The following is a 26,554-nucleotide window of genomic DNA, read 5'->3' as shown; positions in this document are numbered from 1 at the left end:
TTGACAATTATGGTGGAAATTAATTCTACAAATTAATTTCTTCAAATAGATTTTTGATAAAAGTGGATTGCGCCACTTTAAAAAGAAATTAATTCAATAATTCTCAATTGTCAATAGTCAATAGTCAATTTTCAATTATATAAGGTAGAAATTCAAATAACAATAACGTAATTATATAAAGTATAAATTAAATTTGAAAGTAGTACATATAGGGATGCAATGTGAAAATTTAAAGTATACTCTAGAAATAAGTTTTCTATAAAAAATATTTTAAGTCCTTAGAAATTAAGGGTTAATAGTTAAGAATGAAGAATTAAGGATGAAATTCACTAAATGTGAATTTCTTAAAATAAAATTTGTTTTAAAAACTCCAAAGGCTTTGACGGTAGAGTTTTAACTGCAATTCTTCATTATTCATTCTTAATTTTTAATTCATAGTAAAAATTTTATTATAGAAATTAAAATCGTGTATAAGTTAAATTTTCATTAAGGAGCCTATAGAAGTATGAGGTGATTGTATGTTTAAAATAATGGTTGTTGAAGATGATAAAACTATAAAAAATATAATATTAGAAAATATAGTTAGATGGGGATTTACTCCTATTGATATAGATGATTATGGTGAGGTGTTTAATACTTTTGTTAAGGAAGAACCACACTTAGTTTTATTGGATATAAATCTTCCATCTTATGATGGTTTTTATTGGTGTAATAAAATAAGAACTGTATCAAAAGTTCCTATTGTATTTATTTCTTCAAGAAATAGTAATATGGATATAGTTATGGCGATGAATATGGGAGGCGATGACTTTGTTCAAAAGCCATTTTCTATGGAAGTTTTAATGGCAAAAATTAATGCATTGCTTAGAAGAACATATGATTACACTAATGTAGAATCAAGCGTTGTTGAACATAGAACTGTAGTATTAAATTTAAAGGATAATAATTTAATATATAATGATAAAAAAGTAGAGCTTACAAAGAATGAGTTTAAAATACTTTATATACTTATGAAAAATAACGGAACTATAGTTAGCAGAGAAAAAATAATGAGGAAGCTTTGGGAAGATGAAAGTTTTGTTGATGATAATACACTAACAGTAAACATAAACAGACTTAGGAAGAAGTTGTCAGACATAGACCTTGAAAATTTTATAGAAACAAAGAAAGGTCAAGGGTATGTAATATTATAAAAGGTGGTAGAATGAATGAAATTTAGGCATTATTTATACGATAATATAAGTTTTATAGTTTACTATATAGGATTAATGAGTTTTATTACTATTTCCTTATATATAGATCCTAATAAGAGTATAACTGTAAATAATTTAGTTTATATAAATATAGTGGCTTTTTCTTTTACTTTTATATATCAAGTATATAAATACATGAGTACTAGAAAATACTACAGTGAACTAAAAGTCATTGTAGATAACTATGTTCAAGATATTTCAAATACTTTACCAGAACCAAACAACTATGAGCAAAAAATTTATGTTGAATTATTAAAAAAGATGTATGAAGAACAGAATGAAAAAATATATGAGCTTCGTCATGATAAAAAAGAAAATCAAGAGTTTATAACATCATGGGTTCATGAGGTTAAGGTTCCTATTGCAGCGAGTAGACTTATTATGGAAAATGATTTAGGGAAAAGTATTGATAAGGTTACAGATATGTTAGAGGATGAACTTGATAGAATAGATAATTATGTAGAGCAGGCATTATATTATTCTAGAATAGATGATTTTTCTAAAGACTATTTTATAAACGAAATTAGTTTGATAAAAATAATAAAAGAGCTTTTAAAAAAACACGCTAAAATGTTTATAAATAAGAAAATATCAATAGATATAAAAGATGTTAACTTTGATGTATTAAGTGATAGAAAGTGGCTTAGCTACATAATTGAACAAATATTAGCCAATTCCTTAAAGTATACAAAAGAGGGTGGTGAAATAATCATAACTGGGAAAGAAAAAGACGGAGATAAAGTTCTTATAATAGAAGATAATGGGATAGGTATAAAAAATGAAGATATAGGTAGAATTTTTGAAAAAGGTTTTACAGGATATAATGGAAGACAAAATTATAAATCTACTGGAATGGGGTTATATCTTGCTAAAAAAATGAGCAATAAACTAGGACATGAAATAACTGTAGAATCAGAGTATGAAAAATATACTAGAATCAAAATTTATTTTCCTAAAATAACCAATTATTTAAATGTTACAAAACTGTAAGCTCATAACATGCTTTTGTAAGTTTAAAAAATTGTTTATAATGGATAAGTTTTATAAAATAAGCTTGTAGATAATAAATGCAAGCTTATTTTTGTGTATTAAGGAGATTATAAAAATAAAAAATTAAATTTGTAGATGATTTATAAGGAAATTAACGGCGAATGGCTTATAAGAATGAGTAGTTTTTAATTATTTATTTTTAGTTTAACAGAACTTTAAATTGTATACTGTTAGTTCTGTGTTTAAAAAGTTGGAAGCTAGTTGATATATATTTTATAAAAGTTTTAGGAGGATAAATTATGAAAAATGTATTAACAGTAAAGAATGTTAAAAAAGTTTATGGTTCAAGAGGAAATGTATACACTGCTCTTAATGATATAAGTTTAGAAGTAGGAGAGGGAGAATTTGTTGGAGTAATGGGGCCATCTGGTGCAGGTAAAAGTACATTACTTAATATTATTTCAACTATTGATAAACCTTCTTCCGGTATAGTTAGTGTAGATGGAGACGATATAACAAAGATGAATGAAGATAAGCTATCTTCATTTAGAAGGGATAAATTAGGATTCATATTCCAAGATTTTAACCTTCTAGATACATTAACTGTAAAAGAAAATATAATATTACCGCTAGCACTTTCAAAAGTTAATATAAGAGAAATAGAAAGTAGATTAAAAAGCATAGCACAAACATTAGGAATAGCAGATATATTAAAGAAATATCCTTATGAAATATCTGGTGGTCAGAAACAAAGAGCGGCAGCAGCAAGAGCAATTATAACAAGTCCAAAGCTTGTACTTGCAGATGAACCTACAGGAGCACTTGATTCAAAATCTGCTACAGAACTATTACAATGTTTATCAGATTTAAATGAAAAAAATAATGCAACAATAATGATGGTTACTCATGATGCTTTTTCAGCAAGTTATTGTCAAAGAATATTATTTATAAAAGATGGTGTTTTGTTTACAGAACTTGTAAGAGGAGGTTCACGTAAAGAGTTCTTCCAAAAAATAATAGATGTACTTGCGACTCTTGGAGGTGGAGACAAGAATGAACTTATTTAGTATTGCTATAAAAAATATTAAAAGTAATTTTAAAAATTATTTTCTTTACTTTGTATCGATGGTATTTAGTGTAATGATATACTTTACCTTTACATCAATACAATATAATGAACAAATTGTGGAATTAGTAAATAAAAGAGCGAAAATTATGGGGGCATTTAATGCTTCAGCAGTAATAATATTATTATTTTCTGCTGTATTTATATGGTACTCAAATTCTTTCTTTACGAAAAAAAGAAAGAAAGAAATAGGATTATATTCAATGCTTGGGGTTAAGAAAAAGCAAATAGGAAGAATGTTATTTTATGAAACAATAGCAATGGGAGTTTTGGCGTTGGCTGTAGGAATAGGGCTAGGTGCATTACTTTCTAAGTTCTTTATAATGATACTTGTTAATTTAATGGGATCAGCTATAGTTGTTAAATTCGCAATATCTATGAAGGCTATAATTCAAACATTTATAGTATTTTTAATATTATTCCTTATAACCTCAATACATGGATACTCATTAATATATAGATTTAAGCTTATAGAACTTTTTAAAGCTGAAAGTAAAGCAGAAGGAGAACCAAAAGCATCAATAATACTTGCAGTATTTTCAGTAATATTATTATCAGTTGCATATGCTGTGTCTTTCCATATTTTCGAAGGTAATTTCTTACTAAGAATGATGTTTGTATTATTTGCATCTATTATAGCTACATACATACTTTTCTCATCTTTTATAGTATTTTTAATTAAAAAATCAAAGAAGAATAAAAGAAAATATTATAAAGGTATGAACATAATATCTACATCACAGCTTTTATATAGAATAAAAGGAAATGCAAGAACACTAGCTACTATAGCTATACTTAGTGCTACGACTATAACTACTATGGGAACAGCAGCAAGTTTTTATTATCAATCTGTGATAAAGACAAGAGATCAAGTGCCTTTTGATTATGCGTATAGTCATAATCAATATAAGGATATAGATAATGAAATTGAATCAATAATTAATAAATATGAAGATAATAAATTAAAGAATAAAATACAAGTAAAATTTATAGAAAAGGATATTAAGTTACCTAATGTAATTAAAATGGCTGATAAATCAGATGAAATTCAAGAAGCTTCTGTAAGTATAATTTCTGAAAGTAGCTTTAAAGAAATAGATAAAGCCTTAAATAATAAATTTAACTTTGAATTAAAAGACGATGAAATGGCATATTTCCCTCAATTCTTCTCACCAGCACTTATGAGAAAGTTTGAAGGAGAAAAAGCTATAATTAATTTAAATGGACAATCTGAAGAGCTTACAGTAGCAAAATTTAGCGAAAAGCCATTAATACCTGTATATATGACTGATGAAATAGTAGTAGTTAAAGATGAGTTATATAATAAATTATATTCAGAAGACAATTTAACAACTATTAGTTTATTTAATGTAGAAAATTATTTAAAAGCGGAAGGACTTACTAATGAACTTGAAAGCTTTATTGATTCTAAGAGTGTAAATAATGAATCTTATCTTCGTGAATTTACTTCATTCTATTCTGTATATAAACAATCAATGGAATTTGGAGGGCTATTTATATTTATAGGAAGTTTCTTAGGATTAGTATTCTTAATTTGTACAGGAAGCATAATATTCTTTAAACAACTTTCCGAAGCCAGTGAAGAAAAGCCAAGATATATTATATTGAAAAAAATAGGAGTTAATCAAAAAGAAATTAAAAAGTCAATTGGTAAACAAGTTTTAGTAGTATTCTTATTACCACTTTTAATGGGAATAATGCACAGTTTATTCGCCTTAAGAATATTAGATGGAATGATGGGTGGATTGATGACACCAATAATGATAACAATAGTAGTTTATGTCATAATCTATTCTATATTCTATGTATTGACGGTAATATCTTATAATAATATAGTTAATGAAAAACTTTAATATAGTAAATTTTAAATTATTTATTAAGAGTATTTATCAGTTTCTGATAAATACTCTTTTTTTAGGGAAAAATATTTAAAATTCTATATTGGTTGGTGTGCTATGAAAAAAAGAAATTATAACTATGATGAAGAATACAAAATTGCAAATAGAATAATAGAACTAGAGAATTATGAGAATGACGATATAGATAAAATATTTTTCTCTAATACTAAGTATATTTCTTGTAATTTTTCTAATATAGTTTTTGAAGGCATAAGGTTTTATAATATGATGTTTGAAAATTGTACCTTTGAGTTTTGTAGTTTTTCTCATTGTAATATAGAAAATAAAAGCTTGTTACAATTCTTTTCTAGTGAAATTTTTAAATGTAATTTTAAAAAATGCAATCTTAAAGGTATATCTATTAAAAAGAGTAGATTTAAAGATGTAACTTTTAAGGATACCTTTCTTAAAGGGTGCAATTTTATAGGGAATTGTTATAGTAGAGTAAAATTTATTGATGATTGTAATTTAATGGATTGTGTTATAAGAGATAGCAATTGTAGGTTCGATATATGTTTTATCAATAAAAAATCGTATACAAAATTTAATTTAGATTCCCATGTTGGAGAATTTAACTATAATGATAAGTATTATTGTAAGGACGATAAATACTATGATAGTGAAAAAAGATATGTGGATATCTGTAATACTTATTTATGTTTTGGAAGTCAATATTTGAAAAATGATATTATGGAAAAACAAGGAGAATGCTTTTATGAGAGTAAGAAGGCACTCTATAGAACTTTAAAAGGACCAAGAAAAATAACTTCTTTTTTATCTTATTATGTTTGTGGATATGGGGAAAAACCTTATCGAACTTTTAGTTTCTCATTAATAATAGTAATCTTTTGTGCCATATTATATATGTTTACAGGTTTGCAAGGAAAAGATGAATTAATTTTATATGGATTTAATCTAGATGTTAAAGGTATAAGGATTTTAATTAGAGATTTTATTTACTGTTTTCATTTTAGCTTAGTAACTTTTTCAACAGTAGGCTATGGAGATTTAGTACCTTATGGTATTATGAGTACAATAATATCTAGTATTGAAATAATATTAGGTGTACTAATGATAGGAATTTGGACCTCGACTTTAGTTCGTAAAATGACAAGATAAACATTCTTATAAAGAATTCTGATGATAAAGTCATCAAGCCAATATTCAATTACAAGTTCAGAAATTTTTAAAAGCAGCATTTGAAAGAACTATGGGAATAGCTAACAATATGTATTAATAGACTTATTTTGCATATAGAATTATTTCTTTGTGGAGGTGTAAATAAATTGTGAATATAATTTATTTTAATTCAATTTTAGTAAGCTTAATGTTATAATAAGTGTTATTTTACAAGGCCTCACAGTTAAGTTTTTAGAAATTTTCCCCAAACTTAAAATTAAATTTATATTGTAGATAGCTTAGTAAGATAAAAATTTTAGGGTTAATAATTCCATCATATTTAATAAAATTTAGAAAGTTGGTGCATTATTGGCTATAAAGAATAATATTATTTTAAAGAAATACTTTGAATTGAAGAAATCTTTTGACTTAAAGAAATACATGAAAAATTTCGATATTTTTTTATTTATTCTGGTAATTCTTGTATCAATTTGTGGAATTGTTATGATTAGTAGCGCAACATCTAATTTTACTAATAGCAGAAGATACATTACTATTCAAAGTCTTTCAATTATAATTGGGCTGGTTCTTATGTTTATAACAATTTGCATAGATTACCGTAATATTGGACATGCCTATAAATTTATCTATGTATTTAATTTTCTATTATTGGCAGCTGTAAGTCTTTTTGGGACAGGAAAAGAACAATGGGGTGCACAAAGGTGGATACAAATTGGAAGTATTGGAATACAACCATCGGAAATTGTAAAAATAGGGTTTATTATTACTCTTGCAAAATTTCTTGAGTCAATAAAAGATAATGTGAATCAAGTAAAATATCTATTGGCAACTCTGGCTTATATTGGAGTACCTATTATACTTGTGATGGCTCAACCTGATTTAGGTACTGCTCTGGCATTTGTTTTTATTTCTATTGCAATGTTATATATTTGTGGTATCGACTATAGATATATATTAGCAGGGGTTTTATCATGTGCTATTTTTATACCTCTTGCTTGGCAGTATCTACTTAAAGAATATCAAAAAAATAGAATTTTAGTTTTTATTAATCCTGATTTAGACCCCATGGGTGCAGGATATCACGTTCTTCAGTCTAAAATATCAGTAGGTTCTGGTGGATTGTTTGGAAAAGGCCTATTTAAAGGGGCTTACGCGCAAAATTTTGTGCCTGAAAAACATACAGACTTTATATTTACTATTATTGCTGAAGAATTAGGCTTTATAGGGAGTGCAATTATATTATTACTTTTATTAGTAATAGTTTTAAGATGTATTTCAATAGCAAAATCTGCTAAAGATTATTTTGGTTCTTATGTTTGTGTTGGGGTTGCTAGTATGATTATATTTCAGATATTTGTGAACATTGGTATGTGTATTGGTATTATGCCTGTTACAGGTATCCCACTACCATTTATTAGCTATGGTGGTTCATCGCTTATTACCAATTTTATAGCAATAGGCTTAGTTTTAAATGTAAGACTAAGGCACAAAATTATTACTTTTTAGAAAAGCTAGAGCATAATATCATCAATAAATCCTCTATGAACTTTAACCGAAAGGTCGTACTTTCTTCTAATAGCATAATAACTAATGAGTTCTTTAATTTGCCTATAATAATATTAGTATTAACCTTGTATTCGTACTTTAGATTTTTTTCATTAGGTTCTTCTTTAATAATTGCATTAGCATTCATTTTTGTAAGTGAAACTATATTTTGTTTCACTTTAAGTTACCATTTGTAAATTCTACATTGGTTAAGTTTTATATAATGTTATAATATAAGAAAGATATAATTAGGGGGTGAGGGTATGGATCTTTCTAAGAAACAACAACAAATAGTTAATAGTAAGTTTAATGGATGCTTGATAATAAAAGGTGAAGAACATAGAGGTAAAACTCTTACTGCAATACATAGAGCAATATATTTAAAAAATAATTATTGCTTATATAATGATGATAATATAATAATGATTATTCCTAATGATAAAGAAAAGGAAAATATATTAAATATTTATGAAAAAGAACAAGAATCTGGGGTATTAAGTTTATTTTCTTATAATAATCAAAGTTTTAAGGTATTTACAATTGATGAAATAATAGAATTAAAGTTTAAGCAATTTAAAAATAATAAGTCATTAATAGATGATAATATAAGAGCTGAAATTTTAAAAGATTGTATTGTAGAACTGAAAAAACAGAAGAAAAGATCAAAGATACTAAGAGAAGAATATATAGCTTACTTCTTAGAAGAGTTTGATTATATAAAATCTAATATGATTTTTAGTATAGATGATTATCAAATATTTATAAGAAAAGGAAGAAAAGATACTATTCATAATGGTCCTAAGTCAGTACCTAAAAATTCTTCTACAAGAGAAGTAATATTTAAACTTATGGAACTTTATGATGAAGCTCTAAAAAAGAGAAATTTAATTGATTGTATCGGAAGAGAAACTTTGGTATTAAAAAGCTTAGAGATAAATGGCATAAAATCATACACTCATATAATTGTAGATAAAATTCATAAATATAGTAAATTACAGCTAGAAATCATAAAGCTATTAAATAATAAAAAAGATTATACAAATTTTATTGTAACCTGGGATATAAAGGATATATTAGAAAAAAACTCACTTGGAAATCGTGGCATTAAAATTAAAGATTTATTTTATGGCATGAAGATTAAAACCATGGTACTGAAAGAAAATTTAAAAAGAGAAAATAAAATAGCTTCTTTTGATATATCAAAAGAATATAAAAATCAAGAAAATATATTTATGGAAAGTTATGAGTTTTTTGATATAAGGCATAATAGAAAATTTGATTTTGCTATAGATACAAGCAGTGAAGCAGACTTTATATTAAATCCTAAAGGTAAGGGTGAAAATTTACAGGTAGATGATCTTCTATCATTACCTATGTATAATGATATAGCTGCTGGAGAACCTATAATGATTAATGAGGAAGTCGAAGGTAGTTTTTATCTTCCCAAATATTGGCTTAAAGGTATTAAAGATGCTTTTTTATTAAAGGTAAAGGGAGATAGTATGATAAATGCTAATATTAATGATGGAGATTATGTTGTTATAAGAAAGCAATATAATGCAAATAATAATGATATTATTGCGGTGGACTTAGATGGAAGCGCTACTTTAAAAAGATTAAGTATTAAAAAAGAAGGTATATTTTTAATGCCAGAAAATGATAAATATACACCGATTGTAGTAAACAATGAGAATACGATGATAATAGGAATAGCAATAGCAATAATAAAAAGAAATTAAAAAGTAGCAGTATTTCACTGCTACTTTTTATAAATAAATGCAATAAATGCTTTCTATTTATACTAAAAAATGTTGAAAAACCTCATTATGGTGTGTTTAATTATGACTTATTATTTTATAAATAAGTTTCTTGAGCTTATTTTTCATATAAATGTATAAAACTGGTACTCCATAGGCTAAAGAAAGAGAGGCTATAGATTGCTTATCACAGTACCCCAAGAAAATTCCACATATTCCAAAGCTAAAAGAAAAAGAACCTATGAAAATTAGTAATACTATCAGTAAAAAAGTATATATTTTATTATTTGTAGAATTCAATTTAAAAATTATATATAAAATTACTACAGATAATAATGCTAATAGAAGTGATGTAAAATTGTGAACCATATTCAATGTGTCACATCCTTTGTATTTCTATGGTAATATATTATAATTTTTTTTATATTTGGTGAGTATTTTTACTAAGCAATATACTACTCTTACGATGGCGGTAGAATTGAATCAATAATTTCATTTTTAAATTATTACTTATATATTATATTTATTGTATAATTGAACTATATTATACTATTTATAAATGATAAGGGGAGAACATTATGTTACAAAGGATTAAGTTAAATCTTGAAGCAGTTGAGGCTATGCTTTATTATTGGCAAGCAGCTAGTGAAAAGGATAACATAGCAGAAAAATTTTTCTATGACGTATCAGATATGCCTGCATTAAGTGCAGCTTATGACGAGGATTTTAATGGGGAGTCAGTAAGGCGTGCATTAAGTGCTATAAAAAATAGGGAACCTTTTGAAGGAAATAAGAAGGAAAAGAAATTTTGGAATAATAATATGTGGATGATGGAGGACTTAGAATATACTAAAGCAATGGCCACTCCATTAAAAAAATTAAATTTAGACTCCTTAGTAGCAGAACTTAAAGATTGTAACGGTGCAGATAAGTATGAAGAAATAGAGGTAATATTTTCACCACTACATTCAGATGAATATATAATCTTTGATAATAAATTAATAATTAACTTCTTTAGAGTTAAACCTAGTGACATAGATGATAGAACATTTATAGGAGATGTTGAATTAATAAAGTATATAGCAGACAGAATAAAAGAATTATTGAATAAGTAATTTCTATTATTAAATTTCAAATAAGCAAGCTAAATTTGAGGAATTGAATTTAGCTTGCTTATTTTATCATTGAAAGAGATACTTTTAATCAATATTACAATTTTGGAGAAAAATGCAATTATACTAATTGTTTGTAAATATAATATATAATACTTAAGTTTTTTTAAGTGATATTTTATAGAGGTTTATAATGGATAGATTGGATAGCTAGGGGAAAAAGGAATAGGGAAGCTATTACTTAAATTTTCAATAGGAATGAAAATTTATTTATTAGTATTGGCGGTTATAGGATTTCAGACTGTAATAATAATAATTTATTAAAATCTAAATTAGAAGTAAGTAGTGAAAACTCAATTAGTGATTAGGACAATTCACAGTGTGTAAGATTACGAAGATTGTCTTTCATTTCGTTTAATAAATAGTTTTATATATATTATCTTACCGTCCATAATATATAAGAAATTCCTACTGCTTATGGACATAGTACTAAGTTTTTCTTATAATTATTAAATTTATACTTCAATAATTTGCTACACTATTTATTATAATCTTACACACTTTATATAGCATAATGTAAAGATTTTAATATGCGATAAGAATTATAAATTTTATTATTTATAATTCTTATTTTTATTGCTTTAAAAATATTGGTAGTAGATAATTAAGGGTTGATAATTGGTGTCAAATGTTGTAGAATTTAAAAGGTTAGTTAGGAGGCTAAATAAATTCGTTAAGAATTAGGCTTAAGAGCAAAATGTTGGATTAACTAGCTACTGATAAAATGACAAACATGTATGATTCAGCACTTCGGGAGCATATTTAGGTTCTTCTCAATCCTCAATATTATATTAATTATCCAGAAAGCACTAACAAATTTAAAAAGAAGTTCAAAAAACTAGAAGATACACTAAGTGTCTTTACTGAACTGTTATCTTCATTGGACTATAAAGGATATCTATTTAGATTATAGAATAAAAATATTCGATAATTAATAGATTCTATTTGGTTGTTGTAGATAAAAAATGGTAAAACAAATAACCGTATTAAAAAAATCTAAGGATGATTTATATGGGAATTTTTTAATAGATGAAATAACTTTATTAGTTAGATAGATAAAAGAAACTTAGAAAAAAGTTAAGGAGGAATACAATGGATAAATCAGCACAATTAGGAAAAGAAAGTATAGGAAAATTATTATTAAAATTTTCTATACCAGCAATAATAGGTATGCTTGTTAATGCATTTTATAATATAGTAGATAGAATATTTATAGGGCGGGGAGTTGGAGAAATAGCTCTTTCTGGAGTTACAATTACCTTTCCAGTTTCAACAATTATTATGGCTTTTGGTATGCTTATAGGTATAGGTGCTGCAGCGTTAATATCCATAAGGCTTGGACAACAAAAGAAGGGTGAAGCAGAAAAGATATTAGGAAATGCTTTTACTTTAATAGTAATTATAATGATTTTGCTTACAGTAGTATCACTAATATTCTTAGAACCTATGCTTAAAATTTTTGGTGCAAGTGATGTAACATTACCTTATGCTAAAGATTATGGTTATATTATATTATTAGGAGGTATTCTTCAAAACCTTGGATTTGGGTTAAATGGAATAATTAGATCAGAAGGAAGTCCTAAAGTTGCAATGCTTACTATGTTAATAGGTGCTATAACTAACATAGTATTAGATCCTATTTTTATATTTACTTTTGGATTAGGAGTTAAAGGTGCTGCAATTGCTACTGTTATAGGTCAAGGATTAAGTGCAGTTTGGGTAGTGTTCTATTTCACTAAAGGAAAAAGCGTATTAAAGTTAAAAATAAGTAATATGAAGTTAGATATGAAAGTAATAAAAGAAACATTTTCAATAGGAATGGCACCATTTTTTATGCAACTAGCTGCAAGTTTAGTTACAGTAATTTCAAATAATGCATTAGTAACTCACGGTGGAGACGTTGCAGTAGGTGCTATGGGAGTTATATCTAGTGTATCAATGGTAATACTTATGCCTATATTTGGTATAAATCAAGGTTCTCAACCTATAATAGGATATAACTATGGTGCTAAAAGTTATAATAGAGTTAAGGAAGCTCTAAAATATGCTGTAATAGCTGCTACTACTATAACAACAATAGGGTTTTTATCAATACAATTATTTGCACCACAAATAATAAGATTGTTCAATAAAAATCCAGAACTTGTATCAATAGGTACTAAAGGACTAAAAACTTTTATGTTTATGCTTCCTATTATTGGATTCCAAATAGTTAGTTCCAACTATTTTCAAGCTGTTGGAAAGGCAAAAGTTGCAATGTTCTTAAGCCTATGTAGGCAAGTTATAACTTTAATCCCATTATTATTGATAATTCCACCTATATTTAAATTAAATGGGGTATGGTATTGTGGACCAATATCAGATTTTATATCTTCTTTTATAACAGCAATATTTTTAATGAGAGAAATGAAGCATATAAACAAATTGAGTAAAGAAAAAGCTATATCTTATGAAATGGATGATGAAGTAGCTGTAGACAGTATAGAATAGTACTTAGAGGAATATAGTTAATATAATATGTTAATAATTAAGAGGGTAGCAATATATAGATTTCTTAGTTAGGAATTTAATTTATATAATAGTTTAATTTCTATAATAAAAGTTATTTTATAGGAATTTTATTTTAAAGATATATTTTAAATTTTTATATAGAGTCTCCATATTGTTATCCTTTATTAATTTTTATTAGTATGATATATTTTAATAATGATTATTTTAAAATATAATAAATTATATAAATTAATTGTTTATTATATAGGCTTATTACAGGGTGGTGGCAATATTGAGTTTCAATAGTGAAAGTAGCATTGGATTTTTTGATTCAGGTATAGGAGGATTAAGTGTATTAAAAGAAACAATAAAAGTATTACCTAATGAGAATTACATATATTTTGGAGATTCAATAAATGCTCCTTATGGAATAAAAAATGTTAGTGAGGTTAAAAGATTAACTTTTAATGCAGTAAAATTTTTATTAAGTAAAGATGTAAAAGCTATAGTCATAGCATGTAATACTGCAACTAGTGCAGCTATAGAAGAGTTAAGAACACAATATGCTCATATACCTATAATTGGAATAGAACCAGCACTTAAGCCAGCAGTAGAGCTAAATAGAGAAGGTAGTATAGTGATTATGGCAACACCTATGACATTAGCAGAAAGCAAATTTGCTAAACTTCAATCAAAGTATAAGAAAATAGCTAATATCGAGCCACTTCCTTGTGCAGGTTTAGCAGAAATTATTGATGAAGGAAAAATAACAGGGAAAGAAATTCATAATTATCTTGTAAATAAATTAAAAGATATAGAAAATATGAAAATAAGCTCTATTGTTTTAGGGTGCACTCATTATCCTTTAATAAAGGAAGAAATTATAAAAGTTATAGGGAATGAAATTCCAGTAATTGATGGAAGTCTAGGAACTTCAAAGCAGTTAAAAAGAATGTTATCTTCAAAGAAAATATTAAACGCAAATAATTTTAAAGGTAATGTTGAAATTTATAACTCATTAAAATCACAAAAAATAATAGATTTGAGTTATGAATTATTAGAGGCTTAGAAAGGAAGTCTGTTTATATAAAATAAAGTTTTATATAAAGAGACTTTCTTTCATTTATTTTACTAAATATCCTTAACAATATTTAGTAGTTATTCATACCCTATATTATGAAATAAAACTTAGGTGTCTGAAATAAAATAACTAGTCAAAAATGACGACCTATTTTGTATTAGCCAGGTTAGTGAAATACATTAATAGTGACGTGACTAGAGGTTTCTGTTGACAAGATATAGCAGAAAATAGGTTATCATAATGACCAATTATTTTTTGAAGATGACTTATAGAAATAAGGTGATTAAAGGTGAAAATATTTAAATTTCGCAAGGAGAAAAACTACAAAGCTCATGATAAAGTAATAGAGCTTGATTTGGATAAGGAAAAGGAATTTAGGTATATTACAATAACCAATCCTATAGATAGTAATAGACTATATATAATAAGCAATATAATGTTAAATAATATTAATAAAAATAATGAATTATACTTTTATGGATATGATAGTAGCAAGGGATTAGAAGGCAGTAGTAAGGAAGGGGTTTTAGATATAAAATCAAAAATTCATGAAGGAGATAATAAGGACAAGTTATTATTATATAAGTCAAAAATTAATAACCATAATAATCTAAGCTTACTTGGCGAGGATTATTTTATTGTTTTACCTGGGGGTACATTATCAATTGAATTTTCTAATTATGATAAAGATTTATCAGTAAAGGTAGCCGTAGAAGAAGAGGAAATATAAGGCGTCTGAAATAAAATAACTAGTCAAAGATACAACGGATATTTTGTGTGAGACAAGAAAATATAGCCCGTTCATAGTTGGGCTATGAGGGTGTTATGTTGACGTAGTATTATGCAAAATAGGCTAGAATACTGCCTAGTTATTTTTTTGAAGATGACTATATTTAATTATAAATTAAGCCTATGAAAAAAGTTTATATGTGACTGAATAAAAAAGAGTAAAATTATATAGAGATTCAGAAGCTGTATGATTATCTGGGAATATAATAAATATTTTACCAAATCATATAGCTTTTTTTAGAAAAAGTTTAAAAATAATATACTTAACACTTATAGAGTTAATAATTATGGATATAATTCTAAATACAAAGGCTATAAACTACAAAGTTTTAAAATTATATAATTTATTATAATATTTCTATGATATAATCTGATTAATAAATTATATAAGGCATATTCGAAAAAAATAATAAGCAAGTATGTTATCCTATTTTTCATCATACTGCGCTCACAGAACCCGCCCATAGCGCCACTATGAGCAGAATCTGACGCCTTGTCTGAGGTAAGGCATCTTCAAAAAAATAACTAGTCAGTATGCTTATCTATTTTGTATCATACTGCGTTGTCAGAACTCCATGATAGCTTATACTATCATGAAAACCTGACATCTTGTCTGATGCAAAATATATTTCGCATCTTTAACTAGCTATTTTATTTCAGATGCCGAGGCATATACTAACATCTTTGATTTATTATTTTCTTTCAGACGCCTAAAAGGAGAGATAAGAATGGAAAATCCAATAGTTACATTTAAAATGGCAAATGGAAAAACGATGAAAGCTGAATTATATCCAGAAACAGCACCTAATACAGTTAAAAATTTTATAAGTCTTGTTAAAAAAGGTTTCTACAATGGACTTATATTTCATAGAGTAATACCAGGATTTATGATTCAAGGAGGATGCCCTGATAAAAGTGGAATGGGTAATCCAGGGTACAGAATAAAAGGAGAATTTTCAGCTAATGGTTTTGCAAATGATTTAAAACATACACCAGGAGTATTATCAATGGCTAGAACTGCAGTGCTAGATTCAGCTGGATGTCAATTCTTCATAATGGTAGCTGATTCACCTCATCTTGATAGACAATATGCTGCTTTTGGTAAACTTATAGAAGGTCAAGATGTAGCAGATGAAATTGTTAATGTAGATAGAGATTTTAGAGATAAGCCATTAGAAGATCAAGTTATGGAAGAAGTTACAGTTGAAACCTTTGGTATAGAATATGATGAACCTGAAAAATTATAATTAGTCATGTGAAATAAAATAACTAGTTATAAATATTTAGGATATTTAATATCCAATAAAGGCATTGATATTTGTAATATTAGTGAACATAGTATAATGTAAAACATCATAACTGGTTATTTCTAAATATGACTGGAATGGAGAGTAGGTATGAGTAGTTTAAATGATAAAGTAATTTTAACTTATGCATTATCTGATGATGAAGTAGAAATACTTAATAAAGAGTTTGAAGGTAAAGTTGATTGTAACTGTATAGTGATAAAAGAAGCTATGGGTGACTCAAAAATTAAGGATATTCTAGATGGAGAATCTAAAGAAGACGATGAATTTACAATGCCTTTAGAGAAAACAATAATATTTAATAATTTTCCACCACAACAGCTTCAAGCTTCAGTTAAGAAAGTTAGGGCTATTTTAGAATCTAGACCTATACTTGCAACAGTAACTCCAATATCAATAAATTGGAGATTTCATAAGTTATTGGAACATTTAGTAGAAGAAAGAGAGCAATTTAAAAACTCTACAAACAAAAAATAGCAAAAAATCCTCTATGTTAACTATAGAGGATTTTTTTATTTATGATAGAATATATCTATAGCTAAATTTCAAGTTTAAGAGAGGTATATAACATGAGCAAAGTAGGAGAGAACATTAAAAGAGCTAGAAATGAAAAAGGTATGAGTCAAAAACAATTAGCCAAAAAGCTTGGAGTTTCTGAAAGTTTTATTAATGAAGTAGAAAGTGGAAGAAAGGTAATAAATGAAAAGCTAATTGAAAGAATAGGTAAAGTATTAGGAGGAGATATTCAGAATATGACTTCTATGTTCCAGAATATTGCCTATGAAGAGAGTAAGAATGAAAGTGTTGCTCCAAAGAATAAAGCTCCTGAAACTGTTAAGGATGTATGGAATGATGCTTTTGGCTCAATTTTAAAAACTATAGGAATATACAGATATGATTTAGATAAACCTATAGCAAATCGTCAGATGCCTATAATATCTAATAAAATAGAAGGATATAATTCAGATAAAGTTTTATTTATTGAAATAGAAAATGATGATTTAATGGGCTTTAGAATATGCAAAGGAGATATAGCTTTTGCAAATTTAACTACAGAAATAGAAAACAATGCTATATGTTTAATTGACTATAATGGTGAGAGAGTTTTAAGACAAATTAAAAAATTAGATAGTAATAAAGTTTTATTAATAAGTAATAAGGGAAGTCTTAGAACAGAAACACTAGGAGTAAAAGATATAAAAGTTATTGCAAAATTAAATAGAGTAGAAATTATAATTTAATAAATAAAAAACTAGCAATGCACTGCTAGTTTTTTTATTTATCAGATTCAAAATTCACAATTTTGAATATTTTTCAGCAAAAGCTGAGAAATTTAGAATTGATTCTCTTTGAAGTAACGTAGTCACTTCTTATAAAGAAACTANNTGATTAAAACTAATTTCAACCTTAATTGTGAATTTTGAATTTTGAATTTTGCATTATTTAAACTTCTCTCTCATAACATATTAAGTGAAGGAGTGTTTTTAGGGAGGGATTATTACGGAAAAAGTTAGTGGAAGATTAAATTTATTTTTGAACCTACCCAGAGGAATTAGAAATAGAGTAGCACAGGTTTATAGAGAGCTTGAGATAGGAGAAGATAGAATTGAATTAGTAGTTTTATATGGTGAGAATGCACCAATTGTTAGAGAACAAGTGGAAGCCTTAGGGGGGACCTTTGAAGATCTAGGCTATGGCTTTGGAATTATAACCGTAAGCTTTGATAAAGTTGTGGATGTTGGAAATATACAACAAATAGATTATATGGAAATCCCTAAAAGTTTATATATTAATTCAGAAGTTAGCAATAGAGCCATTTGCCAGCCAGCAGCTCGATTAGTTTATGAACTTACTGGTAAAGGAGTTTTAATAGGATTTATAGACTCTGGTATAGATTATACTCACCCTGCTTTTATAGATGCAGAAGGTAATACGAGAATTGATTATATTTATGATTTGGCTGCCAATAATGCAGTATATAATAGTACAGATATTAACAATGCATTAAAATCTTCAGATCCTTTTAATGTAGTTCCTCATGTTGATACAGCAAGGCATGGTACTCATGTAGCTGGTATAGCCTGTGCTGGTGGTAACATACCTCCACGATATTATGGTGTAGCACCTGAAAGTTCCATAGCTATGGTTAAACTTACAAGAGAGATAATGGGAGGATATACAAAGAGTACTCAGCTTATGAGAGGAGTAAAGTTTTTAATAGATAGAGGCAGAGAACTTATGAAACCTTTAGTTATAAACTTAAGCTTTAGCACTAATGATGGAGCTCATGATGGAAATAGTTTGCTTGAAAGATATATATCAACAGTATGCGATCTTGAAAGAATAAGCTTTATTGTTGCAGCAGGAAATGAGGGGGATAAGGCACATCACGCATCTGGAATTTTAGCCTTAGAAAACAGAGTAGATTTAAGTATTGGTGCCAATGAGACAGCAGTAATATTTCAACTATATAAATCTTTTTTAAAAGATATTAGCATAGAATTAATAGCACCTAATGGTTCAAGAAGTGGGGTTATACCACTGATTAGAAGTTATGTGGAAGGAAATATAAGAAACGATTACTATTATATTTTTAATTCTGGACCAACTCCTTTTAATATATCTGGAGAAATAGTTATAAGTTTAGTAGGATTTAATCAATTTATTTCCCCAGGGACTTGGTCTATTATTATATATTCAAGAGAAGTTAATGAGGTTAGTCCATTTGATATTTGGCTTCCAGTAACTGAAGGATTAAATATAACTACCAGATTTCTAGAACCATCAGTTTTCAATACAGTAGGAATTCCTGGTACTGTACAAAATGTTATTACAGTAGGTAGTTATAACGCTATCACTGGAACTATATCTAGTTTCTCAGGAAGAGGACCAGCGGATAGATGCGTAATTAGACCAGAAATAACTGCGCCAGGAGAAAATATAGAAGCACCAGTTCCTGGTGGGGGATATGATTCACTATCAGGAACGTCTATGGCTGCCCCCCATGTAGCAGGTGCTGCTGCAATGCTTATGCAATGGGGATTAGTACAAGGAAGAGATTCATATATGTATGGAGAGAGGCTAAAGTATTTCTTGCTTAAAAGTGCTATTAGAGATAGACCACTTGTAGTTTATCCAAATGAAAGTTGGGGCTACGGAACTTTATGTATAAGTAATGCCTTAGAAACTTGGCTAGAAGAAGCACCTGTAAGGAGTAGAAGTATGAATAGAGAAATACCTATACTAACTCCACCTGAACGTACTTGTAGAGATTTATATTTAGACGAAAACTATGAAACTTTTATGGTTGAATATAACGGAGATATAATAAGTGAACTTGAAAAATTTGATTATGCTTGTGCTTTTCTTGCAGAACCTTTTTATGCTGTTATATCTGTTCGAAGAGGAAGAAGAGCAGAACTTCTAAGAAACGTAAAATCCATCATAAACGTAGAAAGGACCAAACTATATACTTTGGCAGCACTATCGCCTATAGACACTGCTAATATCACTCAATTCCATGAAAATCCTTACTTAAATTTAAGAGGTAGAGGAGTAATAATTGGAATAATTGATACAGGAATTGATTATTTAAATATTGAGTTTATGACTGAAGATGATAGGACTAGAATAGTGAGCATGTGGGATCAAACAATACAAACGGGAACACCACCAGAAGGATTTGCCTATGGAACTGAGTATTTAGATACTCAGATAAATGAAGCAATTGCTGCTAGTTTTAGAGGGGAGGATCCATATGCTATTGTACCTTCAAGAGATGAAAATGGTCATGGAACAGAGGTAGCAGGAATCGCAGGAGGAAGAGGGAGAGCTGGAGTAACTGGTGCAGCACCAGATTGCCAATTTGCAATAGTTAAGCTAAAACAGGCTAAAAAACTTACATTAGAAAGTAGAGGAGTTATTTTTCCAGTTGATACTCCTATATATGAAACTCCAGATGTAGTATTAGGGCTAGGTTATTTGACTTCTATTCAAAGAAAATTAAATAGGCCTATGGTGATTTGTGTGCCTATAGAAACAAATTATGGTGGACATGACGGCAGTGCTATTGCAGAAAGATTTATTGACTATTTTTCAATAACAAGAGGAATTGTTGTTGTTGCAGGTACAGGAAATCAAGGAGCTAGTGAAACTCATGCTAGTGGTAAATTTAAAATTACAGGGGAAACTCAGACAATAGAATTTAGTGTTGATTCAAACCAGGTAGGATTAGAAATAAATATATGGTGTAACCAGCCAGACAAAGTATCTGTAGGAATGGTATCTCCAAGTGGAGAAGTTCTAGAAAGGGTTCCAGAAAAGTTACAAGGAGTAGAAGATATAAGGTTTATACTTGAAGGAACTACTGCTTCTATAACCTACTATTTACCAGAAGATATTACTGGTGATGAACTTATTAGTATAGTATTGAGGAACGTTACAGGTGGTGTATGGCAAATAAATTTAATAGGTGATTCTATAGTTGATGGCAGGTATAATGCATGGATGTATCAAAGAGCTCTCTTAAAGCCAAATACTAGATTTTTAAGCCCAGATGCGGATATTACACTAACCATACCTTCCACTAGTAGAAGTGCAATCACAACAGCTTATTATAATCAAGATAATAATACTATAGTAACTTCTTCGGGAAGGGGATATACAAGAGATGGTAGGATTAAGCCCTATGTTGCTACAGGTGGAGTTGATGTAGTAACTACTAAACCAGGTGGGGGTACTACTACAGTCACAGGATCAAGTGCAGCCACAGCAGTACTATCTGGTGCAGTAGCGTTGATATTACAATGGGGAATAGTAGAAGGAAACGATACTACTTTATACGCTCCTGAAATTACAACTTATCTTATCGCTGGAACTAGAAAGAGACCAGGCGATATTTATCCTAATAAATCATGGGGATATGGTATGTTAGATTTATCTGGGGTGTTCAAAAATATAAGATCACTTGGGTTACCAAAAAATTTTGAAAATAAAGAAATAGTTAAATTTTCGAAAGAGGTATCAATAAATATACCGGAAAATATTTATCATACATTAAAATCAAAGTAGCATTCATAGTGGGAGGGGGTATATTGAAAAATCAAAAAGAAAACATTAGAGAGTCAAAGTTTGATATTAATGAGTGTGGAAAATTATATTTAAGTGATGAATATGAAAACTATATAGCTGACTATAATGGAGATATATTAGAAGAAATGAGTAAAATAGATTATGCTTGTGCATTCTTAGCAGAACCTTTTTATGCAATATTGTCTGTAAAAAAGGGCAGGGTATGGGATTTGCTAGAAGATATAAAATCTATTGTAAGTATAGATATAGATAAGCTATATACGCTTAATTCAATGTCTCCTATTGACACCTCTAATGTTTCAGATTTCCATAAAAATCCTTATTTAACACTTAGAGGAACTGGAGTGATTGTAGGAATACTTGATACAGGTATTGATTATTTAAATAAGGAATTCATGACGGAAGATAATAAAACAAGAATAGTAAGCATATGGGATCAGACAATTCAAACAGGAAATCCACCAAAGGATTTTGCTTATGGAACAGAATATTCTATGGATCAAATTAATGAAGCTATTAGTGCACAGAGTAGAGGAGAAGATCCTTATAATATTGTACCGCAAAAAGATGATATTGGGCATGGTACAGAAATATCAGGGATTATTGGAGGAGCTGGAAGGCAAGGGGTAAGAGGAGCTGCACCAGAGTGTGAGTTTGTGGTAGTAAAGCTTAAGCAAGCTAACAGGAGTCTTATAGTTGATTATCCCGAAGTTAATGTAGATATACCAGAATATCAAAGTTCAGATATAGTTTTAGCATTAAAATATTTATATGATATTCAAGCTAAATTAGATAAACCTATGGTAATATGTATAGCTTTAGGAACTAATTACGGAGGGCATGATGGCAGCTCTATAGTAGAAAGGTTTATAGACTATTTTTCTCTTAGAAGAGGAGTTGTGGTAGTTGGCGGCACTGGAAATGAAGGAGATGCAGCAAATCATGTCAGCGGAAATATATCTCGAAATGGTGAGATAGAAATTATAGAGCTTAGTATAGGAGAGGATCAACTAGGAATGGAGATGAATATCTGGTTTAATAAACCAGATAGAGTAGCAGTTGGAATAGTTTCGCCAAGTGGAGAAGCACTAGAAAGGGCTCCGCATAAACTAAAAGAGGCACAAGGAGTGAAATTTGTGCTTGAGCAAACGCTAGTTACAGTGACATATAATTTACCGGAAGATATTGTAGGAGATGAACATATATCAATTTCTTTTAGAAATATTAAAGGTGGTATATGGCAAATAAGACTTATAGGAGATTATATAGTTCATGGAACATATAATGCTTGGATATATCAAAAAAAATTTTTAAAACCAGGAACAAAATTTTTAAAATCTGATCCATACTGTACACTAACCCCTCCTTCTACAAGTAAAAGTATAGTTGTTACTTCATATTATAATCAAAATAATAACACAGTTGTAGCAGCATCAGGCAGAGGATACACAAGGGATGGTCGCATAAAACCAGTGGTTTCTACTGGAGGAATTAATGTAATTACCACTAAGGTTGGAGGAGGAACAACTATAGTTACTGGATCTAGTGCAGCCACAGCAGTTTTGACTGGAGCAGTAGTATTAATATTGCAATGGGGTATAGTTGAAGGGAATAAATCTACTCTATATGCACCTACAGTAATAACATATCTTATTTCAGGAACGAAAAAAAGAAGTGGGGAGATTTATCCAAACCAAATATGGGGATATGGTATGTTAGATTTAAATGGGGTATTTCAAAATATACGCTGCATTAATACTTGGTCAGATAAAAATATAGAATCAAAGCATGATATAGTGGAATTCACCAAAAATGTAATTGTAGAGATACCAAAAGATATCTACGCAAGGTTAAATACCAACGCTCTTTAAATATCTTTATAGACATAGAAGCGGGAGGTATTTGTTTATGGAAGAGTATAGAGAAAATGTAGAGGGAATGCAAGAAAGTTTAAATGTAAATATACCACAATGCGGACAAAGATATTTAAGTGAAAATTATGAAAGTTATATTGCAGAATATAATGGAGATATTATAAATCAACTTAATCAAGTGGATTATGCTTGTGCATTTATTGTAGGAAATCAGATTATAATATTAATCGTCGAAAATGGGAGATTAAGTGATTTATTAAGAGATGTACCAGCTTTAGTATTTGTAGAAAGGAATGATTTGTATTCTCTTACTCAATTATCACCTATTAATGCTGCTAATATTTCAAATTTTCATGCAAATTCATATTTAATATTGCGAGGTACAGGTGTAGTTGTAGGGATGTTGGATACAGGAATTGATTATCTGAATAGAGAGTTTATGACAGAAGATAATAAAACTAGAATAATAGGTATATGGGATCAAACAGTACAAGAAGGACCACCTCCAGAGGGATTTGCTTATGGAACAGAATATTCTAGAGAACAGATTGATGAAGCTATCGCGGCTCAGGTTAGAGGAGAAGATCCCTATGCTATTGTTCCTTCAAGAGATGAAATTGGTCATGGAACTGAAGTTGCAGGAATTATTGGTGCAGGAGGCCACGCAGGAGTGATAGGAGCAGCACCAGATTGTGAATTCTTAATTGTAAAACTTAAAGAGGCTAATCCAGCTGTTTTACAAGAGTTTCCACAAGTTAATGTGGCAATACCGGAATATCAAACTAGTGATATACTTTTAGCATTAAAATATTTATATGATACTCAGAGAAAATTAAATAAACCTATGGCTATATGTATAGCCTTAGGTTCAAACTATGGAGGACATGATGGAAGTGCTAGGATAGAAAGATATATAGATTATTTTTCAGTTAGAAGTGGAATAGCAGTGGTAGGAGGTACCGGAAATGAAGGAGATGCAGCAAACCATACTAGTGGAGTATTTACTGAAAGTGGAGAGGTTAGGATAATAGAACTACAGGTAGCTGACGATCAAATTGGAATAGAAGTAAATATATGGTTTAATCGTCCAGACAGAATTTCTGTAGCAATTATTTCGCCAAGTGGAGAAATTTTAGAAAAAGTTCCAGAAAAGGTGAAAGGAGTAGTAACTGTAAAATTTACATTAGAGGGAACTACCGTTGCATTATTATATGATTATCCAGAAAGTATTACAGGAGATGGACATATATCTATTGCGTTTACGAATGTTAGAGGCGGAATATGGCAAATAGTTTTAACAGGAGAATATATAGTTGATGGAAGATACAACGCGTGGACTTACCAAAAAAACTTTTTAATGCCAGGAACAAAATTTTTAGAGCCAGATCCGTATACCACCTTAACTATTCCTTCAACAAGTAGAACTATAATTGTCACTGCTTATTATAATCAATTTAATAATACAGTAGTGGCCACATCAGGTAGAGGATTTACAAGAGATGGCCGCGTAAAGCCATCAGTTGCTACTGGAGGAGTTAATGTAGTTACTACTAAAGTTGGAGGAGGAACAACTACAGTTACTGGATCAAGTGCAGCTACGGCAGTTTTAACTGGAGCAGTGGCACTAATATTACAATGGGGTGTAGTAGAAGGTAATAATCCAGCATTATATCCACCTAAAATAAATACATTTCTTATAGCTGGAACTAGAAAAAGACCGGGAGATATTTATCCTAATCCAGTATGGGGCTATGGAATGTTGGATTTAATCGCAGTATTCCAAAATATTCGATCCCTTGATAACTCTTCAATTCGCTCTAATAAAAATAACGAAAATTTGGTGGAGTTTACTAAAAATATATTTATAAATATACCTAAAAATATTTATGCAAGGTTAGACTAATGCTCTTCAATAACCTTATATATAAGAATAGGAGGGTTTAGCTGATGAAAGAGCATAGAGAAAATGTAAATCAAGCTCAAGAAACTTCCACTTCCAATTTATTACAATGTGGAAAATTATACTTAAATGATAACTATGAAAGCTATGTTGCTAGTTATGCTGGTGATATTGTAAGTGAGCTTAACAATATAGAATATGCTTGTGCTTTTATTATAGGATTTAATATGGCAGTAGTTGTTGTTGAAAGAGGAAGATTAAATGATTTAAGAAGTATATCTAAGACCATAGTGCGTTTGGAGAGAGATGAACTATATTCTCTTACCGAATTATCTCCAATTGACACTTCCAATATTTCTAATTTTCATGAAAATCCTTATTTGACATTAAGGGGTACAGGGGTAGTTATAGGAATGTTAGATACAGGAATTGATTATTTAAATAAGGAATTTATGACAGAGGATAATAAAACAAGGATAATAGAAATATGGGATCAGACAGTACAAGATGGACCACCACCACAGGGATTTCCCTATGGAACAAGATATACTAGAGAACAAATTAATGAAGCTATTAATGCACAAAGTAGAGGAGAAAATCCTTATGCTATTGTACCTGAACAAGATATCATTGGTCATGGAACAGGGGTTGCAGGTATTATTGGTGCAGGAGGTCGGGCAGGAGTAACTGGAGCAGCACCGGATTGTGAGTTTGTAATTGTAAAACTTAAGCAACCTAATAAAGCTGTTTTACAATTATTTCCTCCAATAGCGGCAACTGCTCCACAATATCAAACTAGTGATGTACTTATGGCATTAAAATATCTATATGAAACGCAAAGAAGATTAAATAAACCTATGGTTGTGTGCGTAGCTATAGGGTCAAATTATGGAGGTCACGATGGAACTAGCCGAGTAGAAAGATATATAGATTACTTCACATACAGAAGTGAAATTGCAATAATTGGCGGAACTGGAAATGAAGGAGATGCAGCAAATCATACTAGTGGAAGATTTACACAAAGTGGTGAAACTATAATAATTGAATTACAGGTGGCTGATGATCAAATAGGAGTAGAGGTAAACTTATGGTTTAACAGGCCAGATAAGATATCTGTAGG

At 28.9% G+C, this 26,554-nt stretch carries 19 protein-coding genes; 18 read left to right on the top strand and 1 reads right to left on the bottom strand.

Annotated elements, in window-relative coordinates:
• Nucleotides 1–518: 518 nt before the first annotated feature.
• The 6 genes from B3603_RS19250 (at nt 519) to rodA (ending at nt 7,934) form a co-directional block, all read left to right on the top strand.
• On the top strand, nt 519–1,193 hold the full coding sequence (locus tag B3603_RS19250) for a response regulator transcription factor (RefSeq protein ID WP_291567946.1): 675 nt from the start codon (nt 519–521) through the stop codon (nt 1,191–1,193).
• A gap of 15 nt (nt 1,194–1,208) precedes the next feature.
• Nucleotides 1,209–2,243 carry a sensor histidine kinase gene (locus tag B3603_RS19245; RefSeq protein WP_291567944.1) on the top strand — a complete coding sequence of 345 codons (1,035 nt, stop codon included), beginning with the start codon at nt 1,209–1,211 and terminating at the stop codon, nt 2,241–2,243.
• A 299-nt stretch (nt 2,244–2,542) separates the two neighbouring features.
• On the top strand, nt 2,543–3,310 hold the full coding sequence (locus B3603_RS19240) for an ABC transporter ATP-binding protein (protein ID WP_291567942.1): 768 nt from the start codon (nt 2,543–2,545) through the stop codon (nt 3,308–3,310).
• Nucleotides 3,297–5,243: an ABC transporter permease gene (locus B3603_RS19235; RefSeq protein ID WP_291567940.1), complete on the top strand. Its 1,947-nt coding sequence runs from the start codon at nt 3,297–3,299 to the stop codon at nt 5,241–5,243. The genes B3603_RS19240 and B3603_RS19235 overlap by 14 nt, the downstream gene beginning before the upstream one ends.
• A 102-nt stretch (nt 5,244–5,345) precedes the next feature.
• Entirely contained in the window at nt 5,346–6,407 is a 1,062-nt protein-coding gene (locus B3603_RS19230) for a pentapeptide repeat-containing protein (RefSeq protein WP_291567938.1), read from the top strand.
• 441 nt (nt 6,408–6,848) lie between these two features.
• Nucleotides 6,849–7,934 (top strand): rod shape-determining protein RodA, encoded by a 1,086-nt coding sequence (rodA, locus tag B3603_RS19225; RefSeq protein ID WP_291567950.1) that lies wholly within the window; start codon nt 6,849–6,851, stop codon nt 7,932–7,934.
• Here the strand turns inward: rodA and B3603_RS19220 are convergent.
• The gene (locus B3603_RS19220; protein WP_291567936.1) at nt 7,924–8,151 is read right to left on the bottom strand and encodes a hypothetical protein; all 228 of its coding nucleotides are present in this window, start codon (nt 8,149–8,151) and stop codon (nt 7,924–7,926) included. The two genes, rodA and B3603_RS19220, sit on opposite strands and share 11 nt — an antisense overlap.
• An 85-nt stretch (nt 8,152–8,236) precedes the next feature.
• On the opposite strand from B3603_RS19220, the gene B3603_RS19215 reads away from it, so the two are divergent.
• From B3603_RS19215 to B3603_RS19160, 12 genes are all read left to right on the top strand, one after another.
• Entirely contained in the window at nt 8,237–9,712 is a 1,476-nt protein-coding gene (locus tag B3603_RS19215) for a LexA family protein (RefSeq protein ID WP_291567934.1), read from the top strand.
• 596 nt (nt 9,713–10,308) lie between these two features.
• The gene (locus B3603_RS19210) at nt 10,309–10,845 is read left to right on the top strand and encodes a hypothetical protein (RefSeq protein WP_291567932.1); all 537 of its coding nucleotides are present in this window, start codon (nt 10,309–10,311) and stop codon (nt 10,843–10,845) included.
• Between the two features lie 1,149 nt (nt 10,846–11,994).
• Complete coding sequence (locus tag B3603_RS19205) at nt 11,995–13,392, top strand: MATE family efflux transporter (protein WP_291567930.1); 1,398 nt, start codon at nt 11,995–11,997, stop codon at nt 13,390–13,392.
• Nucleotides 13,393–13,684: 292 nt separating this feature from the next.
• Nucleotides 13,685–14,461: a glutamate racemase gene (murI, locus tag B3603_RS19200; protein WP_291567928.1), complete on the top strand. Its 777-nt coding sequence runs from the start codon at nt 13,685–13,687 to the stop codon at nt 14,459–14,461.
• A 301-nt stretch (nt 14,462–14,762) separates the two neighbouring features.
• Nucleotides 14,763–15,203: a hypothetical protein gene (locus B3603_RS19195; protein ID WP_291567926.1), complete on the top strand. Its 441-nt coding sequence runs from the start codon at nt 14,763–14,765 to the stop codon at nt 15,201–15,203.
• Nucleotides 15,204–15,990: 787 nt separating this feature from the next.
• Nucleotides 15,991–16,509 (top strand): peptidylprolyl isomerase, encoded by a 519-nt coding sequence (locus tag B3603_RS19190; protein ID WP_291567924.1) that lies wholly within the window; start codon nt 15,991–15,993, stop codon nt 16,507–16,509.
• Nucleotides 16,510–16,659: 150 nt separating this feature from the next.
• Nucleotides 16,660–17,046: a DUF3783 domain-containing protein gene (locus B3603_RS19185; protein WP_291567922.1), complete on the top strand. Its 387-nt coding sequence runs from the start codon at nt 16,660–16,662 to the stop codon at nt 17,044–17,046.
• A gap of 92 nt (nt 17,047–17,138) precedes the next feature.
• Nucleotides 17,139–17,810, top strand: coding sequence for a helix-turn-helix domain-containing protein (locus B3603_RS19180; protein ID WP_291567920.1), 672 nt, complete (start codon nt 17,139–17,141; stop codon nt 17,808–17,810).
• Between the two features lie 253 nt (nt 17,811–18,063).
• A complete protein-coding gene (locus B3603_RS19175; RefSeq protein WP_312573344.1) occupies nt 18,064–21,639 on the top strand; it encodes a S8 family peptidase in 3,576 nt (1,191 codons plus the stop codon).
• A gap of 23 nt (nt 21,640–21,662) precedes the next feature.
• Nucleotides 21,663–23,531, top strand: a complete 1,869-nt coding sequence (locus tag B3603_RS19170) for a S8 family peptidase (protein WP_291567917.1) — start codon at nt 21,663–21,665, stop codon at nt 23,529–23,531.
• A 37-nt stretch (nt 23,532–23,568) separates the two neighbouring features.
• Nucleotides 23,569–25,437, top strand: coding sequence for a S8 family peptidase (locus B3603_RS19165; RefSeq protein WP_291567915.1), 1,869 nt, complete (start codon nt 23,569–23,571; stop codon nt 25,435–25,437).
• Between the two features lie 44 nt (nt 25,438–25,481).
• The coding region (locus tag B3603_RS19160; protein WP_291567913.1) for a S8 family serine peptidase at nt 25,482–26,554 on the top strand (1,073 nt) is incomplete at its 3' end.

The sequence above is a fragment of the Clostridium sp. UBA2485 genome, from assembly GCF_002341865.1.
Classification (GTDB): domain Bacteria; phylum Bacillota; class Clostridia; order Clostridiales; family Clostridiaceae; genus Clostridium_J.
This window is presented reverse-complemented; position numbering and strand designations above follow the sequence as displayed.

Coding starts and splice junctions, on each gene's coding strand:
- B3603_RS19230 (WP_291567938.1), top strand. CDS start 5,346: ATGAAAAAAAGAAATTATAACTATGATGAAGAATACAAAATTGCAAAT.
- B3603_RS19185 (WP_291567922.1), top strand. CDS start 16,660: ATGAGTAGTTTAAATGATAAAGTAATTTTAACTTATGCATTATCTGAT.
- rodA (WP_291567950.1), top strand. CDS start 6,849: ATGAAAAATTTCGATATTTTTTTATTTATTCTGGTAATTCTTGTATCA.
- B3603_RS19215 (WP_291567934.1), top strand. CDS start 8,237: ATGGATCTTTCTAAGAAACAACAACAAATAGTTAATAGTAAGTTTAAT.
- B3603_RS19250 (WP_291567946.1), top strand. CDS start 519: ATGTTTAAAATAATGGTTGTTGAAGATGATAAAACTATAAAAAATATA.
- B3603_RS19240 (WP_291567942.1), top strand. CDS start 2,543: ATGAAAAATGTATTAACAGTAAAGAATGTTAAAAAAGTTTATGGTTCA.
- B3603_RS19165 (WP_291567915.1), top strand. CDS start 23,569: ATGGAAGAGTATAGAGAAAATGTAGAGGGAATGCAAGAAAGTTTAAAT.
- B3603_RS19205 (WP_291567930.1), top strand. CDS start 11,995: ATGGATAAATCAGCACAATTAGGAAAAGAAAGTATAGGAAAATTATTA.
- B3603_RS19235 (WP_291567940.1), top strand. CDS start 3,297: ATGAACTTATTTAGTATTGCTATAAAAAATATTAAAAGTAATTTTAAA.
- B3603_RS19190 (WP_291567924.1), top strand. CDS start 15,991: ATGGAAAATCCAATAGTTACATTTAAAATGGCAAATGGAAAAACGATG.
- B3603_RS19210 (WP_291567932.1), top strand. CDS start 10,309: ATGTTACAAAGGATTAAGTTAAATCTTGAAGCAGTTGAGGCTATGCTT.
- B3603_RS19245 (WP_291567944.1), top strand. CDS start 1,209: ATGAAATTTAGGCATTATTTATACGATAATATAAGTTTTATAGTTTAC.
- B3603_RS19180 (WP_291567920.1), top strand. CDS start 17,139: ATGAGCAAAGTAGGAGAGAACATTAAAAGAGCTAGAAATGAAAAAGGT.